17 protein-coding genes are annotated in these 17,627 nt (G+C 32.5%); 10 read left to right on the top strand and 7 right to left on the bottom strand.

The window, feature by feature from the left end; all coding sequences use genetic code 11:
* Positions 1 to 50: 50 nt before the first annotated feature.
* Positions 51 to 2,762 (top strand): DNA topoisomerase (ATP-hydrolyzing) subunit A, encoded by a 2,712-nt coding sequence (gene gyrA / locus ACSYSW_RS09265; protein ID WP_491705324.1) that lies wholly within the window; start codon positions 51 to 53, stop codon positions 2,760 to 2,762.
* A 78-nt stretch (positions 2,763 to 2,840) separates the two neighbouring features.
* Positions 2,841 to 4,166, top strand: coding sequence for a cation:dicarboxylate symporter family transporter (locus ACSYSW_RS09260; protein WP_491705325.1), 1,326 nt, complete (start codon positions 2,841 to 2,843; stop codon positions 4,164 to 4,166).
* A gap of 297 nt (positions 4,167 to 4,463) precedes the next feature.
* Here ACSYSW_RS09260 and rpmG read toward each other — a convergent pair whose 3' ends face one another.
* The gene (gene rpmG, locus ACSYSW_RS09255; RefSeq protein ID WP_491705326.1) at positions 4,464 to 4,631 is read right to left on the bottom strand and encodes a 50S ribosomal protein L33; all 168 of its coding nucleotides are present in this window, start codon (positions 4,629 to 4,631) and stop codon (positions 4,464 to 4,466) included.
* Between the two features lie 15 nt (positions 4,632 to 4,646).
* A complete protein-coding gene (rpmB, locus tag ACSYSW_RS09250) occupies positions 4,647 to 4,883 on the bottom strand; it encodes a 50S ribosomal protein L28 (protein WP_491705327.1) in 237 nt (78 codons plus the stop codon).
* 285 nt (positions 4,884 to 5,168) lie between these two features.
* On the opposite strand from rpmB, the gene ACSYSW_RS09245 reads away from it, so the two are divergent.
* The 8 genes from ACSYSW_RS09245 to ACSYSW_RS09210 all read left to right on the top strand — a co-directional run bounded on the left by ACSYSW_RS09245 (position 5,169) and on the right by ACSYSW_RS09210 (position 13,837).
* A complete protein-coding gene (locus ACSYSW_RS09245) occupies positions 5,169 to 6,068 on the top strand; it encodes a LysR family transcriptional regulator (RefSeq protein WP_491705328.1) in 900 nt (299 codons plus the stop codon).
* 180 nt (positions 6,069 to 6,248) lie between these two features.
* Positions 6,249 to 7,079 (top strand): shikimate dehydrogenase, encoded by an 831-nt coding sequence (gene aroE / locus ACSYSW_RS09240; protein ID WP_491705329.1) that lies wholly within the window; start codon positions 6,249 to 6,251, stop codon positions 7,077 to 7,079.
* Positions 7,080 to 7,139: 60 nt separating this feature from the next.
* Positions 7,140 to 7,493, top strand: a complete 354-nt coding sequence (locus ACSYSW_RS09235) for an Aca2/YdiL-like domain-containing protein (RefSeq protein WP_491705330.1) — start codon at positions 7,140 to 7,142, stop codon at positions 7,491 to 7,493.
* A 189-nt stretch (positions 7,494 to 7,682) separates the two neighbouring features.
* The gene (aroL, locus tag ACSYSW_RS09230; protein WP_491705331.1) at positions 7,683 to 8,192 is read left to right on the top strand and encodes a shikimate kinase AroL; all 510 of its coding nucleotides are present in this window, start codon (positions 7,683 to 7,685) and stop codon (positions 8,190 to 8,192) included.
* A 303-nt stretch (positions 8,193 to 8,495) separates the two neighbouring features.
* A complete protein-coding gene (locus tag ACSYSW_RS09225; RefSeq protein WP_491705332.1) occupies positions 8,496 to 9,695 on the top strand; it encodes an MFS transporter in 1,200 nt (399 codons plus the stop codon).
* A 95-nt stretch (positions 9,696 to 9,790) separates the two neighbouring features.
* A complete protein-coding gene (locus ACSYSW_RS09220) occupies positions 9,791 to 11,086 on the top strand; it encodes an MFS transporter (protein WP_491705333.1) in 1,296 nt (431 codons plus the stop codon).
* A 266-nt stretch (positions 11,087 to 11,352) separates the two neighbouring features.
* A complete protein-coding gene (gene argA, locus ACSYSW_RS09215; RefSeq protein WP_491705334.1) occupies positions 11,353 to 12,681 on the top strand; it encodes an amino-acid N-acetyltransferase in 1,329 nt (442 codons plus the stop codon).
* Between the two features lie 292 nt (positions 12,682 to 12,973).
* Positions 12,974 to 13,837: a hypothetical protein gene (locus tag ACSYSW_RS09210; protein ID WP_491705335.1), complete on the top strand. Its 864-nt coding sequence runs from the start codon at positions 12,974 to 12,976 to the stop codon at positions 13,835 to 13,837.
* 112 nt (positions 13,838 to 13,949) lie between these two features.
* Here ACSYSW_RS09210 and yidC read toward each other — a convergent pair whose 3' ends face one another.
* The 5 genes from yidC to epmB form a co-directional block, all read right to left on the bottom strand.
* Positions 13,950 to 15,584 carry a membrane protein insertase YidC gene (yidC, locus tag ACSYSW_RS09205; protein WP_491705336.1) on the bottom strand — a complete coding sequence of 545 codons (1,635 nt, stop codon included), beginning with the start codon at positions 15,582 to 15,584 and terminating at the stop codon, positions 13,950 to 13,952.
* A gap of 4 nt (positions 15,585 to 15,588) precedes the next feature.
* On the bottom strand, positions 15,589 to 15,876 hold the full coding sequence (yidD, locus tag ACSYSW_RS09200; protein WP_491705337.1) for a membrane protein insertion efficiency factor YidD: 288 nt from the start codon (positions 15,874 to 15,876) through the stop codon (positions 15,589 to 15,591).
* Entirely contained in the window at positions 15,876 to 16,232 is a 357-nt protein-coding gene (gene rnpA, locus ACSYSW_RS09195) for a ribonuclease P protein component (protein WP_491705338.1), read from the bottom strand. Before rnpA ends, yidD begins: the two co-directional genes overlap by 1 nt.
* A 10-nt stretch (positions 16,233 to 16,242) precedes the next feature.
* Positions 16,243 to 16,383 carry a 50S ribosomal protein L34 gene (gene rpmH / locus ACSYSW_RS09190; protein WP_491705339.1) on the bottom strand — a complete coding sequence of 47 codons (141 nt, stop codon included), beginning with the start codon at positions 16,381 to 16,383 and terminating at the stop codon, positions 16,243 to 16,245.
* Between the two features lie 188 nt (positions 16,384 to 16,571).
* Positions 16,572 to 17,597, bottom strand: a complete 1,026-nt coding sequence (gene epmB, locus ACSYSW_RS09185; RefSeq protein ID WP_491705340.1) for an EF-P beta-lysylation protein EpmB — start codon at positions 17,595 to 17,597, stop codon at positions 16,572 to 16,574.
* Between the last annotated feature and the right edge of the window lie 30 nt (positions 17,598 to 17,627).

Genomic DNA, 17,627 nt, shown 5'->3' with positions numbered 1-17,627 from the left:
ATAATTCTGAGCTATTTTAACGGCAAAATTATAGAAGAGAACAAGGTTTTATGACCGAGCTAGCAAAAGAAATAACACCGATAAATATTGAAGATGAATTAAAGTCTTCTTATCTTGATTATGCGATGTCTGTAATTGTTGGGCGTGCACTTCCTGATGTGCGTGATGGCCTTAAACCCGTTCATCGGCGTGTTTTATTTGCGATGAATGAAGCCGGGTATGACTGGAATAAACCTTATCGAAAATCCGCCCGTGTGGTTGGTGATGTCATCGGTAAATATCATCCTCATGGCGATTCAGCTGTATACGATACTATTGTTCGTATGGCACAGCCTTTTTCATTACGTTATATGTTGGTTGATGGTCAAGGTAATTTTGGATCAGTCGATGGTGATTCTGCCGCAGCCATGCGTTATACCGAGATCAGAATGCAAAAATTTGCTGGCTCTTTATTGGTCGATTTAGATAAAGAAACCGTTGATTTTTCGCCTAACTATGATGGATCTGAAATGATCCCTGATGTGTTACCAACGCGTATCCCTAATTTATTAGTTAATGGTTCTTCAGGCATTGCAGTTGGGATGGCGACAAATATTCCTCCTCATAATTTATCTGAAGTGATTAATGGTTGTTTAGCATTTATTGATGACGAAAACATTTCTATTGATGGCTTAATGGAATATATCCAAGGGCCTGATTTCCCAACAGCAGCATTAATTAATGGTCGTAAAGGGATTGAAGCCGCTTACCGTACAGGGCGTGGAATTATCTATATTCGTTCAAAAGCGGCAATCGAAGTTGATGAGCATACAGGTCGTGAAACGATCATTGTTAGTGAAATTCCTTATCAAGTTAACAAAAAGAAATTAATCGAAAAAATTGCTGAATTAGTTAAAGATAAGAAAATTGAAGGTATTTCTGCACTACGTGATGAGTCTGATAAAGATGGTATGCGTATAGTCATTGAAATTAAACGTGATGCAGTCGGTGAAGTTGTTTTGAATAATCTTTTCTCATTAACTCAATTACAAGTTTCATTTGGTATTAACATGGTAGCCCTGCATAAAGGTCAACCAAAACTCTTAAATTTAAGAGATATGATTGAGGCTTTTGTGCTACATCGTCGTGAAGTAGTAACTCGACGAACGATTTACGAACTTCGCAAAGCACGTGAAAGGGCGCATGTGTTAGAGGGGTTAGCAATTGCGTTAGCAAATATTGACCCTATCATTGAACTTATTCGAGCAGCTGCAACACCTGCTGAAGCAAAAGAAAAATTATTAGCAAAAGCGTGGTTATTAGGTAACGTTGCTGCAATGCTTGAAAAGGCAGGTAATGATGCAGCAAGACCAGAAGAATTAGCCCCCGAATTTGGCATTCGTGAAGGTCATTACTATTTATCGGAAGCGCAGGCTCAAGCGATTTTAGATCTGCGGTTACATCGATTAACAGGCCTTGAACATGACAAGATTCTTGATGAATATAAAGATTTATTAATACAAATCGGGGAACTTTTACACATTCTAGCAAGCTCTGAACGTTTAATGGAAGTAATTCGTGAAGAGCTAGAAAGTATCCGCAATCAATTCCAAGATGAACGTCGAACAATCATTACTGCAAGTAGTGCAGATATTAATATTGAAGATTTAATTGCTCAAGAAGATGTTGTTGTTACATTATCGCATCAAGGTTATGTGAAATATCAACCTCTTACAGATTACGAAGCCCAGCGTCGAGGCGGTAAAGGTAAATCAGCCACTAAAATTAAAGAAGAAGATTTTGTTGAAAAATTACTAGTTGCCAATACTCATGACACTATTTTATGTTTTTCAACTTTAGGTCGATTGTATTGGATGAAAGTCTACCAATTACCTGAAGCCAGCCGCGGTGCACGCGGTCGCCCAATTGTTAATTTATTACCGCTAGCGACAAATGAACGCATTACAGCTATTTTACCGGTAAAAGAATACGAAGAAGGGCGTAGCGTCTTTATGGCAACAGCCTTAGGTACTGTTAAAAAGACAGCATTAACTGATTTCAGTCGTCCTAGAAGTGGTGGTATTATTGCGATCAATTTACGAGATAATGATGAGCTAATTGGTGTAGATTTAACAACTAGCGAATCATTAGAAAATTTGGATGATGAAGAATTAATTGATGAGATAGTCGATAACGAAACCTTCAATGAAGATGAATCAGACATTGATGAAACAAGTAATAATCTAGCCACTAATGGCGAAGATATTATGTTATTTACTGCAAACGGTAAAGTGGTACGTTTCCCTGCTAATAAAGTTAGATGCATGGGTAGAACCGCAGCCGGTGTTCGTGGTATTAAATTAGATAGTGATGATAAAGTTGTTTCATTAATTATTCCACGTGGTAATGGTGCAATTTTAACTGCTACTCAAAATGGTTATGGAAAACGAACTGAACAAGGATTATACCCGACAAAATCTCGAGCAACTAAAGGCGTTATTTCAATTAAAGTTAGTGAGCGAAATGGTACAGTTGTTGGGGCAGTACAAGTTGATGAAATGGATCAGATTATGCTCATTACTAATGCAGGTACATTAGTTCGCACGAGAGTTTCTGAAGTAAGCGTTGTGGGCAGAAACACGCAAGGCGTGCGTTTAATACGTATATCGAGTGATGAAAAAGTCGTTGGTTTACAACGTGTTGCAGAAACTGATGAAGATGTAGAATCTTTGGCAGAAATTACTGATGCTAATAACGATGTTATCTCAGAGTTAGAAGATTAAACGTTAACAAGAAATTAAATGATTAGCGATTTTGCTAATCATTTTTTTGCTATAATAAGAAGGTAAAGGATAATATTAATGTCATTTTTTGTTGAAAAAATTCTAAAAAATCTCGCTTGGCAGATTTTTATTGCTTTGATTTTAGGGGTTTGCATTGGTGCTTTTCTATACGATATAAAGAGCGAACCTAGTCATTTTTTACACATTTACTACCAATCAGCAATTACAAATTTCTTTAAACCAGCAGGCGATATTTTTATTCGCTTAATTAAAATGATAGTTTTACCTATTATTTTAAGTACATTAACACTCGGTATTGCGGGTTTAGGTGGTTCAAAAAGATTGGGATCATTAGGTTTCAAAACAATTCTTTATTTTGAAATTATTACGACTCTTGCTATTTTACTCGGTATTTTATGGGGTAACCTTTTTTCACCTGGTGCAGGTATTGATTCATCAACATTAGCTACAGCCGATATCAGTAAATATATTACTCAATCTACTGAAATGGAAAATAAACCTCATGGTTTAATCGTGATGATTTTAGAGATGATTCCTGCTAATATTTTTAAGGCTATGAGTGATGGGAATATAATGCCTGTTATTTTCTTTTGTGTCTTTTTTGGTATAGGTTTGATGTCATTACCAGAAAAACAACGAGAGCCTTTCCTATTCTTTTTAAAAGTTGTCTCAGATACAATGTTTAAAGTCACAAATATTATTATGCGCTACGCGCCGATTGGTGTATTTGCATTAATCTCTGTGACTATAGCAGAATTTGGTTTAGGTTCATTATTACCATTAGTTAAATTAATATTAACTGTTTATTCAGCAATGATTGTCTTTACTATCGTGGTACTTGGTTTAGTTTGTAAACTCTGTAAATTTAATATTTTTACGCTACTAAGAATATTGAAAGAAGAATTGACCATTGCATTTTCAACGGCTAGCTCAGAAACTGCATTGCCTAAGATAATTCAAAAAATGGAAGCATATGGCGCACCTAAATCGGTAACAAGTTTTGTTATTCCAACAGGCTATTCTTTTAATTTAGATGGCTCAACGCTTTATCAAAGTATTACCGTTATCTTTTTAGCACAATTCTTTAATATACCTTTGTCAATTATGGATCAAATTGTTATTGTGGTTACATTAATGATTGCGTCAAAAGGGATAGCAGGTGTGCCAGGAGCATCTATTTTAGTTTTATCAGCTACACTTGCAAGTGTCCATATTCCAGTTGAGGGAATAGCTTATATTATGGGTGTTGAACGTATTTTAGATATGGGACGAACAGCTGTTAATGTTGTTGGTAACGCTTTAGCGGCTATTGTGATTGCAAGGTGGGAAAAAGTGTTTGATGATAATAAAGCTCGAAAATATGAACAAAAATATCTAAAATAAAATCTAATTTTTATTCAATTTATTAAAAATCCTCGTAAATACGGGGATTTTTTTAGGAGATCTTAAATTTAAAAATTCTTTATATAACTTAGGTATAATAACACGTTAGCAATAATTGTTATAGATTTGCTTAAATTATCAATAGATTCGAATTATTTTATAATAATATTTAATGAATGGTGATTATAATTTGTTAAATAATACATTTATTTAAATATATTCTTTAGACAATAAAAAACCTAGCATTAGCTAGGTTTTTTATTTAGTAAGATAAAAAAATCTTAATTTTATTTAATTTTATTTAATTTTAGCTTCTTTATAAATAACATGCTCACGAACAACGGGATCATATTTTTTGATTTCCATTTTTTCAGGCATAGTTCTTTTATTTTTGCTAGTGGTATAAAAATGACCTGTACCAGCAGAAGAAACTAATCTAATTTTTTCACGTACACCTTTAGCCATGATTCTGTTTCCTTATTAGTACTTTTCACCACGGGCACGAAGTTCAGCTAAAACTGCATCTATACCCTTTTTATCAATGGTACGCATACCTTTAGCAGATACACGCAATTTTACAAAACGTTTTTCACTCTCAACCCAAAAACGATGAGATTGAAGGTTAGGTAAAAAACGACGTTTAGTAGCATTCATCGCATGAGAACGATTGTTTCCTACTAAAGGGCGTTTTCCTGTTACTTGGCATACTCGTGACATGTCAACAATTCTCCGAAATTTCAGTTCTTAGCCTTGGGCGTAATATGTTAATGGAATTAACCTCGTCAGGCTTTTAGTTTTCTGCAGTTCTATTTGAGAAGCAGTCCAACCTCTCACACTACACCCACATTAATGAGGTAGCGAAGTATACGCTGTTATAAGCAGATTCTCAAGTATTATCTTACGGAAGTTAGAAATAAGCTCAAACAAATGATAATCTTTGATTGTTTTAATAAAAAATTATCTTATACTGTATTGTCTATAAATCCATGGGGAATTTATTAGATGAATTTAAAACAGTTAAAATATTTTCAAGTTTTGGCTAAAACACAACATTATACATTAACTTCTGAATATTTTTCGATAAGTCAGCCGAGTTTAAGTCATTCTATCTCGGAGCTTGAAAAGGAAGTCGGTATTAAATTATTTCAAAAACGTGGGCGTAATGTTGAATTAACTAAGGAAGGTAAACAATATCTCATTTATGTTGAGCAAGCACTTAGTGCTTTATCAGAGGGGGAACAGTTTGTTAAAGAATTAACAAGTGTTTCACATGGACATATTGGGCTGGCATTTATTTATTCTATTAGTTCTAATTACATTCCCAAAATTGTTAAAGCTTTTCTAGATAAGCCAGAAAATAAAAATATTACTTTTTCGTTTTATGAAGGTTTATCGAAAGATTTGATTAGCGAATTGAAAAAAAAGAAATATGATGTTGCGATTTGTTCACGTTTAGAAAATGAACCAGAAGTTCATTTTCAGCGTTTAACAAAACAAGAGTTAGTCTTTATTATTTCAAACGACCATCCACTATCAAAACATAAAAAATTAGATTTAAAAGATTTGATTAATGAACCTTTAATTTTATTTACTGAAAGAAGTGGTATGAAAAGTGTCATTGACGAAATTTTTAATAAGCATAGAATGCAACCTAATATAGCCTGTTTGGTCGAAACAGAAGGGGCGATGATGGGACTTGTTTCTATCAATTATGGCATAGGTATTATGCCTCGCGTCTCTATTCCAGATGAATTTAATGTCACTCTCGTTCCAATGAGTAAAACTTATCAAAAAAGAGATATTTATATTGCAACTATGGAAAATCGTCCTTTGTTACCAGCAGCACAAAAATTTTATCATTTTCTTATTGAACACAGTGATGAGGCGATTTTTGAACGTTAAATATACGGATTAGTTTAAATCTTATTTTTATTGTACAGAAGAGCTAATACTTTTAGTTTATTATTAATTTATCAAAAGCAATATTTATATGTTGTTTTATAAACTGTCAACCATATAATTTTGCATATTTATAGCAAGTTTCGGTTGGTAAAATTAAATGTAATTTTTAAGGAATCATAAATGAGCCAATTCACTCCCTACAGCATATATGGCATTATTGGATATCCACTTGGGCACAGTTTAAGCCCACTTATTCATACGTTATCCTTTCAAGATTACCAGATCCCAGCAGTATTAGTGCCTTTTCCAACGCCTCCAGATGAAATTGAAACGTTATTTAAATCTGTTCGATTACTCAATATTCGTGGTTTATGTGTCACAATTCCTCACAAGCAAGCGATTATTCCTTATTTAGATTATGTGACAGACCATGTTAAAAAAGCTGGCGCTGCAAATTTAGTTTACTGGGATGGAGATAAACTTTGTGGTGATAATACTGATATTATTGGTTTTATGGAGCCTCTTAAGCAAAAAAATATTGATCCACAAGGTAAAAAAGTACTAATTTTAGGGGCAGGTGGTGCTGCTCGAGCTGCAATTGTTGGATTACATGATCTTGGTTTTAATGATATTACAGTAACTGATATTGTTACTGATCTTCCAAATGCGCTAGCAAAAGATTTTGCAATTCATATAATTCCGTGGGAAGACAGAGATAAAGTCAATGCAGACATTATTATAAATTCAACACCACTTGGAATGCTGGGTAAATTTGAAGACAAAACTCCTTATGAACAAGCATGGTTTAAAGGTAAGGGTATCGCTTATGATATCGTTTATACCCCATATCATACACGTTTCCGTCAAGAAGCCGAAAAAGCAGGATGGCAATCGTTATCAGGTCGTGATATGTTTATTGGCCAAGCCAATGCACAATTTAAAATTTGGACCGGTAAAGATTTATCTGAAAGAGCAAAACAAGCTGTTATTGATGCATTAGAGAACAGTTAATTTAGCTGATAATTACGAACTATTGTTATTTTATATTTACAGGTTTTTACAGGAGATTTCATGACTAATTTAGAATTACAAGCTTGTCGACGTTTTTTGATGTTAAAAGTATCAGAAGCAAGCCAATATATCGGTAAAACGGATCCAAATACGTGGCACGATTGGGAACAAGGTAAGAGTGCAATTCCTGATTATGTTATTGAAGAAATGAAATCATTACGTATACAAAGAAACGATAAAATTGCAATTATTATTGATAGCATTAATAACCGAATTGGTAGCAATACAATACGTTATTTCTTAACATACGATGAATTTAAAAAAGTAAATCCAACATTAGATGTTATTCAATGGCGATTACATCAATCAATTGCAACCGAGCTTTATTTTCGTGGTTTAGAAAAGCTCTGCTAGAAAGATATTGATTACGTATAATTGTAAAAAAATATTTACATCATCGATATCTAAATGGTTTATATCAAGTATATTTTAGCTTATGGTGTAAAAATAAATAGACATTTTATAAAAAAATGTTGCAAAAACATAACAGGAACACTAGCATAGTTAACTTATTATTAAATCAATAAATATGAAAGGGTTCAAATGAATAAAATTATTTTTTTAGTTGGTGCAAGAGCAGCAGGTAAAACAACAATGGGAAAATTGCTCGCAAACGAGCTGTCATATTCATTTGTTGATACTGATTGTTATTTATTAGAAACTACCCAAAAAACAGTAGCCGAAATCGTTGAAAAAGAAGGTTGGGAAGGTTTTCGTGCGCGTGAAAGTAATGTGCTTATTGAAACAGCGAAAATAAATCGTGTCATTGCAACAGGTGGTGGTATGGTTCTTGCTCAGCAAAATCGCGATTTCATGAAACAAAACGGCATTGTTATATTCTTATCTGCACCTGCCGCGATTTTAGCTGCAAGACTAATGAAAGATCCTGATATCGCACAGAGGCCTTCTTTAACAGGGTTATCGATTGTTGATGAGATGGAAAAAGTTCTTGCTGATCGCCTTTCACTTTATCATGAAACTGCTCATCATATTATTGACGTTGATCAGCAAGAAAGTCAGATTCTTCAGCAACTTATTGAAAAAATTAAATAATATATACGTTATTAAATCAAAATTATATCAAAATTTTTAAAAGCCACAGGAAATGTGGTTTTTTTTGTCTAAAATTAATAATTAAAAAGCATAAATTTATAAAATACGATAAAATAACTATATAGAATCGATTGATAAGTAATCAAATTAATAAAGATATTTATATAAATAAAAGTAAATCCATAAAAATTCTTTGCATTTAAAAAGTATAAAAAATAACAGCAATAATTTGGAGGTGCACGATGTTAAGACCGAATTTAAGTTTTAGATTTTATTTTTAATTTTACTTTTGGAGTATTACTAATGTTCGATAAAAAGGTCAATTCCTATGGAATTGCTGGATCAGTTTATGCTAATTATATTATTCAGAGTATAGCTTTAATCGTTATTACTCAGTTTTCAAGTGATTTTGCTAAATTACTTAATACAGATGAAATTGGACTTGGTTATGTTGCCTCTGGTATTGGTGTTGGTAAAGTCCTATTTATGTTTATTGGCGGTACATTATCTGATAAATTTGGGCGCAAACCCTTTATATACCTAGGGATGCTTTGTTATATCACTTTTTTCATGGGAATGACTTTTAATACCGATATTCATATTGCTTTTATTTTAGCTGTTATCGTTGGGGCGGGTAATTCCTTTTTAGATACGGGTTCAATGCCAACTTTAGCGGAATGTTTTCCACGTTCGGTTGGAACAGCCAGTATTTTAATTAAATCTTTTATTTCGTTTGGTTCATTTATTCTTCCATTCATTGTTATTTTTGTAACAAATAATCATATTTGGTTTGGTTGGGTATTTATTGGTTTTGTCATTTATCTTTTAATTAATGGATTACTACTTGCACCACAAACTTTCCCTTTAAAAAATACGACAATTCAAGGGCATTCTGGTGAAAGTGATTATTTTATTGGTAAACCAAAATTTCAATTAGAAGGTTTTTTACTCATTTTAATGGGATTTACAACAACTGCTACATTTATTGTTTTTGCACAATGGTTACCTCTTATTGCTCAAGAAGCTGTTCATATGCCTGAATTAGAATCAAAACAATTAATTAGTTATTATAGTGTCGGCTCGATTGTGTCTGTATTTTTTACAGCGTTTATGGTTAAACATTATATAAAACCCATTTTTTGTATAATTATTTTGCCATTATTATCTGTCATCGTATTGGCATTATTATATGTATTTAGTACACCTACTATGTTCTTTTTAGCGGCAATTGGTATTGGTTTTTCGGCGGCTGGTGGCGTCTTACAATTAACGCTTGTTGTTATGCAACAATTATTTCCAACTCATAAAGGTCTTGCTGTGGGTAGCGTTTATACATTAAGCGGTATCGCTTATATCGTTGTGCCACAATTGGTTACAAGACTTAATAAAATAGATGTTGAATATACTATTTTATCTACTTTAGGATTCGCAGCTTTAAGTGTTGTTCTAGGACTAGCCGTTTATAGTCGGTTTATTAAAGTTATTGATATGAAGAAAATATAATGGATCTGGCATATTTAAGAAATAGGAAAATTAATTGAAGTAAAGATTTTGTTTTAAACTTTTATATTGTATTAAAAATTTATGGGAAAAATTAGATGAAAAATAAATATCTACGGACGTCCTTCTTTTTATATATGAATTATTTTATTCATGGGATGGGCGCAATTATATTAGGCTTAAATATTGATTATTTAGCTGCACAATTCCATCCGGATGTAGCTTATTTAATCTCTTTGCATGCAGATGTTTTAACTGAAGCTCAAAAAGTATTAGTAGGTGATGCAAAACAAAGCGTATATAACGTAATGGCAGGTTTAGGGATCGGTCGTTTATTAGTTCTTTTTATTATGGGGTCTTTGTCTGATAAATTTGGTCGTAAACCATTTATTGTATTAGGTGGTATATTCTATATCGGTTTTTTACTCGGTATATTAGTCAGCCCAACTGTTCAAATCGCCTTTATGTTTGCTGTATTAGGTGGGATCGCAAATTCAACCTTAGATGCAGGAACTTACCCAGCCTTAATGGAAATATTTCCTAAAGCAACAGGTTCCGCTTCAATTCTGACTAAGGCTGCTATTGCCGCAGGCCAATCTGTTTTACCGATTATCATGAGCATTATCATGTTTTATGATGGCTATTTTGGAATATCATTTATTGTTTGTTGTGTAATTTTAGTCGCAAATGCATTAATTGTTTTATTCATGCCATTCCCTAATCATAAGATAAGTAAAGCTGAAGAAGAGGATGATCTTATTTTATCAAATGACATTAAATCACCTGCACACAAAAATAAATCCAGTTTCTTAATTGAAGGGCTCTGTTTTATTATTATTGGCTTTACAGCGACAGCAACGTTTTATCTTATCTCAACAGGTTTGAAAGATTTTGCTCAAAATGTAGCAGGAATGACGCAATCTGGCTCAGTAAGAGCAATTTCAGCTTATGGTATAGGTACATTAGTCAGCGTATTTTTAACAGCTATTTTAGTTAAATTTGTCATTAAACCTGTATATGTTATTGTTATTTACCCTTTACTTTCTTGTTTAATGCTTATTACTTTATTTTTATATCCATCATCAACAATGTGTATTATTGCGGCGGCAGTGCTTGGATTTACAGCTGCTGGTGGCGTTTTACAACTTGCTTTAACAACAATGGCAGAATTCTTTCCGTCAGGTAAAGGTAAAGTATTGGGTATTTTCTTTACTTCATCCAGTATAGCAACAACTGTTATTCCATCGATTATTGGTTGGGTTCAAGCAAATTGGGGATTACGCTATATTATGCTTATTGATGCAGGAATTGCAGGTTTAGGAACATTATTAGCGTGTATTGTGCTATATCGTTATTTAATCGTTTTTAAAGAAGATAAAAATGTAAAGGCTTAATTTTGCCTACAAATTAATTTAATCGATTAAGATTACATTTATCTTACTTTTTATCGCTTGGGATTAAAGTTGGATATTAATAACTAATTGATTTAATAAGAGAATAACAAAGTGTTGTTATTCTCTTTTTTTATGATAAAAAAACATGTTTACTTGATAGGTTTAACTTTACTTTTTTAATTGGGAACAAAAAATACTTGCAAGAGAATTAAAAATAAATAAAAATACAAAAATATTGAATAAATATTCATTTGGGTGGTTTAAACATGCAACAAAGAACGACCGAATTAGTCGAAGGTTTACGTCATTCAGCACCTTATATCAATGCTCATCATCACAAAACTTTTGTGATCTTATTAACAGGTGCTACACTGCAAAGTAATAATTATTCAAATATTATTAATGATATTGGTTTATTATATAGTTTGGGAATTAAACTTGTTATCGTGAATGGTGCGCGTAATCAAATTGATAAAGCATTACAAGAACATAATATTGAACCGAAATATCACAAAAATGTTCGAATTACCGATTTACCTACCCTAGATATTGTTAAACAGATTACTGGATTATTACAATTTAATATTGCTGCTAGCTTATCGATGGGACTTCATAATACCCCTCTGCAAGGTGCGCATATTAATGTTGTATCGGGTAATTTTGTTATTGCTCAACCTCTAGGGATTGATGACGGCATTGATTATTTTCATACTGGTAAAATAAGACGCATTAATAGTCAAGCGATTGAAGAACAGCTCAATCGAGGTGCGATTGTACTCTTAGGTCCAGTTGCTGTATCAGTTACAGGGGAAAGTTTTAATCTATCTTCAGAAGATGTTGCCGCTGAAGTTGCGATTAAACTAAAGGCAGATAAATTAATTAGTTTTTGTGCTGAACAAGGCGTTATTAGTGAACAAGGTCATGTAATTACGGATCTTTTCCCAATTGATGCTGAAGCATATGTAAATAATAAACTTAACCAAGGTAAGCGACTTTCCAGTGAAATACGTTTTTTACGAGTAGCAGCGAATGCTTGTCGTCATGGTGTTAGGCGTAGTCATTTAGTAAGCTATTTACTTGATGGTGCAATTTTACAAGAACTTTTTTCGCGTGATGGAATTGGTACTCAGGTATCAATGGAACATTCTGAACAGATTCGTTTAGCATCAATTAATGATATTGGTGGGATTTTAGAATTAATTCGTCCTCTTGAAGAGCAAGGCATTTTAGTAAGACGATCACGTGAACAGCTTGAAGTCGAAATTGATAAATTTACGATTATTGAGCGTGATAGTATGACTATAGGTTGTGCGGCTTTATATCCCTATCTAGACGAAAATATGGGGGAAATGGCGTGCGTTGCGATTCATGCTAATTATCAACATTCTTCAAGGGGGGATTTATTACTCGAAAAAATTATTGAACGTGCAAAATTCTTTGGATTAAAAAAGATATTTGTACTAACAACACGAAGTATTCATTGGTTTCGTGAAAAAGGTTTCCGTCCCGCTGAAGTAAATGATTTACCGGTTAAAAAGAAAGAACTTTATAATTATCAACGAAATTCAAAAATATTAATATTAGATCTTATTTAATAAGGTAGCGTATTTTTTATTATCTTCTAACATATTTAATTTATTAAAATAATAATCAAAAATAGATCATAGGATAAACGTTAGATCTTAATTATGAAGAGATAATTATTTGCATCACAAAAAATTTACTTTATATTTAACTATTTTTATGATCTAATCTAAACATGAATAATTTAATAATAATTAGATAATTCATGTTTCGTTAATTATTGGAAAAACAAATTAATGAATTAATTATATGAGTTTAATACAATTTATAATGAAATTCATCGAAATATATTAAGGAAGTATTTTGAAAACTAATTACCGCATTTTACTATTGAGCTTATGCTCATCTACTTTTATGTTAGTGGCATGTAATGGGCAAGAAATTATTACTTTACCCGCTGAAATTCAGAATAATCATTTATTTCATATAGAGCCAGAATTATTACCTTTTCAAAAACTATTTAAAAAACAAAATATCGATATTGTTTATCAAGATATTGGTAGAGACAACATCCAGAATAAAGTGATTAATTATGATAATAAAGGTTATATTATTAGTTATACTTTTCCGGAATTTAAAGCCAATGTAGATTATGCTAATAATGAATATAATTTTGAACATGATGGCGATGTAAAATCGTACACCATGTTATTGGATGATAAAGGTAATATTTTAAACTTGAAAGATCCTGAATTTAATGATTCAGTTGTTATCGATACAATATATAATGATGTTAATTTGAGTTATATCGCCATATATCAATTCGCTAGCAATGAGGGTTTTTATACTAACTCTATTAATTATAAAAATAATCGTGTTGAAAACACTGAACTTAAAAACTCTGACTCAGATAAAGAAGAGGCGATGATTTATTTTAGAGGAAGTAAAAATTTTGTTTATGATAAAAAGCAACGTCTACAAAAGTCAATTCGCAATATTTATGAATTAGATGAAACAGGTAAAATTGCACAAAATGATAATGGAGATCCTAAGGTTGTAAGTACTGATACCTGTACCTATTTAGGTTATAATAAAAATAATGATTGGACAACAGCAAAATGTCATATTGTCGAAGGTGGCGTAGATATATTTTATAATTTAAAACGTACGATTGAATATTTACCTGAACAAATAATTAATCGACAAGAACAAACGAGTAATCAATAAGTGTAACTTTAAATCAATATATAATTAATTAATCTAAATTGTTATCAAATAAATTAATTAAAATAAAAAAAGGAGGGTAAGTCCCTCCTTTTTTTATTATGGTTAATCAAAGTCATTTTTTATTTTTTTTCTTTTCGTGTAACCCTTTTTTCTCGAGTTCCCAATAAATTATACGCTGTTGAACAATGGTAAATAAGTTACTAACGATATAATAAAGAACAAGCCCTGATGGGAACCATAAAAAGAATACTGTAAAAATTAAAGGCATATAAGTCATTAATTTTTGTTGCAAAGGATCTGAGACAGGTGTTGGTGACATTTTTTGGATTAAGAACATTGTCGCACCCATTAATAATGGCAGAATATAGTAAGGATCTTGCGCAGATAAATCTTGTATCCAAAGCATAAATGGTGCATGACGTAATTCAACACTATTACCTAACATGTAAAACAGTGCTAAGAAGATAGGCATTTGTACTAATAAAGGTAAACAGCCACCGAGGGGATTTACCTTTTCTTGTCGATAAAGCGCCATGGTTTCTTGCCCCATTTTTTGTCTATCATCACCATAACGTTCTTTTAAGGCTTGTAAACGTGGCTGTAATAATTTCATTTTAGCCATAGACGTATATTGAGCACGCGTTAGCGGGAATAAAATTCCGCGCACAATAAAGGTAATAATAATAATCGCGACGCCCCAGTTACCAACAAAGCCTTGAATAAATTTTAATAAATAAAATAAAGGTTGTGATAAAAACCATAACCAACCGTAATCAACAATTAAATCAAGATGATTGGCAGTTTCTTTCAATTGATTTTGGATTTCAGGACCTAACCATAATTTTGCTTCAATCGTTTGGTTAGTGTTAGGTGCAATTTCAGTTGTTTCACCACGAAAACCAATAGTTGCTTGTGTATTTTTGGCTGTTGCACGTGAATAAAGCGTATTATTCTGATTTTGCGTTGGGATCCAAGCTGAAGCAAAATAATGTTGTAACATTGCAATCCAGCCCGTTTGTGTTTCGATCGTTAAGGATTTGTCCTTAATATCATCAAAACTATATTTGCTGTAATTGCTGCTTGAACTCGAATAAGCCGCGCCACGGAAAGCACTTAAACCTAAACCGCCACCGCCTTCTTTTACTGCATCATGAGGTAAATTAATGGTTTGTTTTAACTGGCCATACATTGCAACTTCAATTGGCGAATCACTTTGGTTTTTAATATCATATTGGACATCAATAGCATAACTATCGCGGTGCAAAATATAATATTTAGTATAAGTAACGCCATTAACACTATATGTAAAAGGAACGCTTAATTCATTTTGACCATCTTGTAGAATATATTCGGATTGATTAGTTTGATAAAGTGGTCTTTTTTTACCTTGGCTAGCATTATCTGGACCATCTTTACCAGTTAACCCACTTTCTGCAATATAAACAAAATCAGGGTGAGATGTTAGTAATTGAAAAGGTTGACCTGAGTGTCTTGTTTGCTCATATTTTAATAATTGAGCCGATATGATATCACCGCCATAAGTATTAACCGTTAAAGATAATACATCTGATTTTATCGTGATCGATTTAGCAAGTTCAGACTGCGCCGCTTCGTCTCCACTACTGAGTTGCTGGTTTAATTGGTTTGTTTGTGGTGGCAAAGGAGCATGATCTTGTTGCCAAGCTCGCCATATTAAAAAAGATACAAACAGTAAAGCAATAACAAAAATATTACGTTGAGATGCCATTATTTTATTCTCTAGAGTTTTTAGTATTCGGAGGGACAGGATCTTCACCTCCGTCATGTAAAGGGTGACATTTTAATACACGTTTAACCGTTAGCCAACCACCTTTTATTAATCCAAATCGCTTTAATGCAATTATTGCATATTGTGAGCAAGATGGTGTAAAACGACATTTGGGTCCCAAAAGTGGACTAATTATAATTTGATAAAAACGTATAATTAAAACAAACAAATTAATGATTAATAATTTAATCGCAAGCACATGTTGATGAAGTAACTTGTATATGCCGCTCATTAGCCCATTTGCTTTTGGATTATTTTGTGACATAGTTTATCTAATGTTATCAAAAATTGTTCATTAGTTATTTCTATAACCGGTTGTTTTGCCATCAAAATAAAATCAATATTTGGAAGCTGATGTTGATGCAAACGAAAATACTCTTTTGCCAAACGCTTAATTCTATTGCGTTCATGCGCTCGTTTTACTTGTTTTTTAGCAATCGCAAAGCCTAAACGAGGATGATTAATATGGTTTTTACGTGAAATTAGGGTAAGATAAGGTGAACCACAACGAAGGGATTCTTGAAAAACGAAATTAAAATCAGAGGGAGTCAACAGCCGTAACTCCCGTGGATAAGTGAATTTAATCACTTAGTGTAAATCAGCTTGCAACAGTTAAACGAGCGCGGCCTTTTGCACGACGACGAGCAAGAACTTGACGACCATTTTTAGTAGCCATACGAGCGCGAAAACCGTGATCACGATTGCGTTTTAATACAGATGGTTGAAATGTGCGTTTCATGACGATTTATATCCAAATCTAGTTTATCAACAAGTCGTAGAGTATAAATCTACGGCAAAAATTAAAGAGGTCGAAATTATAGTGTCAATTTTGTTATTCGTCAATGAGATTTTCATTGATAAATGGTAGATATCATAAAGCTAATGGTTTATTTTTTATCATCTAATAATTTAGCTTAAGTTTAATCATTAATCATTCCATGTTATTATGCGTTTACTTTTTTCACCGCCGACTTCGCGAGCCAATTTAGGAACTAAATAACCCGATAATTGTTTGGCCAATTGTTGCATTAGTTGTTTAGCAACGGCATCATCTACCCAAAAATGAGCGGCACCTTGCACTTTATCTAAAAGATGCAAATAATAAGGTAATATTCCAATTGAGAATAATTTTTTACTTAATTCTGCTAAAATTGCCACGTCATTATTAACGCCTTTCAACAACACACTTTGATTTAGTAAATAAACTCGATGTTGTTTTAATTTTTCCATGGCAATACTTACATTATTGTCAATCTCATTAGGGTGATTGATATGGGTAACAAGAATAATTTGTAATCGAGTTTGATTAAATAATTGGCAAAGTTTATCGGTAATTCTTGAGGGAATCACAACAGCTAAACGGGTATGAATACGTAAACGTTTTATATGATCAATTTTTTCTAATTCATGAATTAAAAACGCCATTTCATGATCTTTTGCCATAAGGGGATCACCGCCTGAAAGAATAATCTCATCAAGTTCGTCATGAGCTGCAATATATTTTAAAGCTGAGTATAAATTTTTTTTATTTGCCTGATTTGTTTGATAGGGAAAGTGGCGGCGAAAGCAATAGCGGCAATTAATCGCGCAAGCTGTTTTGGTCATTAAAAGGGCACGATTATAATATTTATGCAATAGACCAGGAATCTCATTATGTTGCTCTGCTAAGGGATCTTTAGTAAAACCATCCAAGTTATTTAATTCAGCTTCACTTGATAAAACTTGTAATAAGAGAGGGTCGTGGATATTACCTTTTTGCATACGATTTACAAAAGCAAGTGGAACGCGTAGAGCAAATTGCTTTTTAGCAAGTAACATTTCTGATGAAATAGTATTTGGATCAATATCTAAATATTGATAAAGAGTATGAATATCCGTAATAACATTTGCCAGTTCAAAAATCCATGCTTCTTTATTGGGTAGTTCAATGTTTTGCTGTATAATATGGCTCATTTTTTTAATTTCAGAATAAATAATTGTTGG

Source organism: Gilliamella sp. ESL1225 (genome assembly GCF_058502635.1).
Note: the sequence above shows the minus strand (reverse complement) of the source record. Positions and strands in the feature narration are given on the sequence as shown.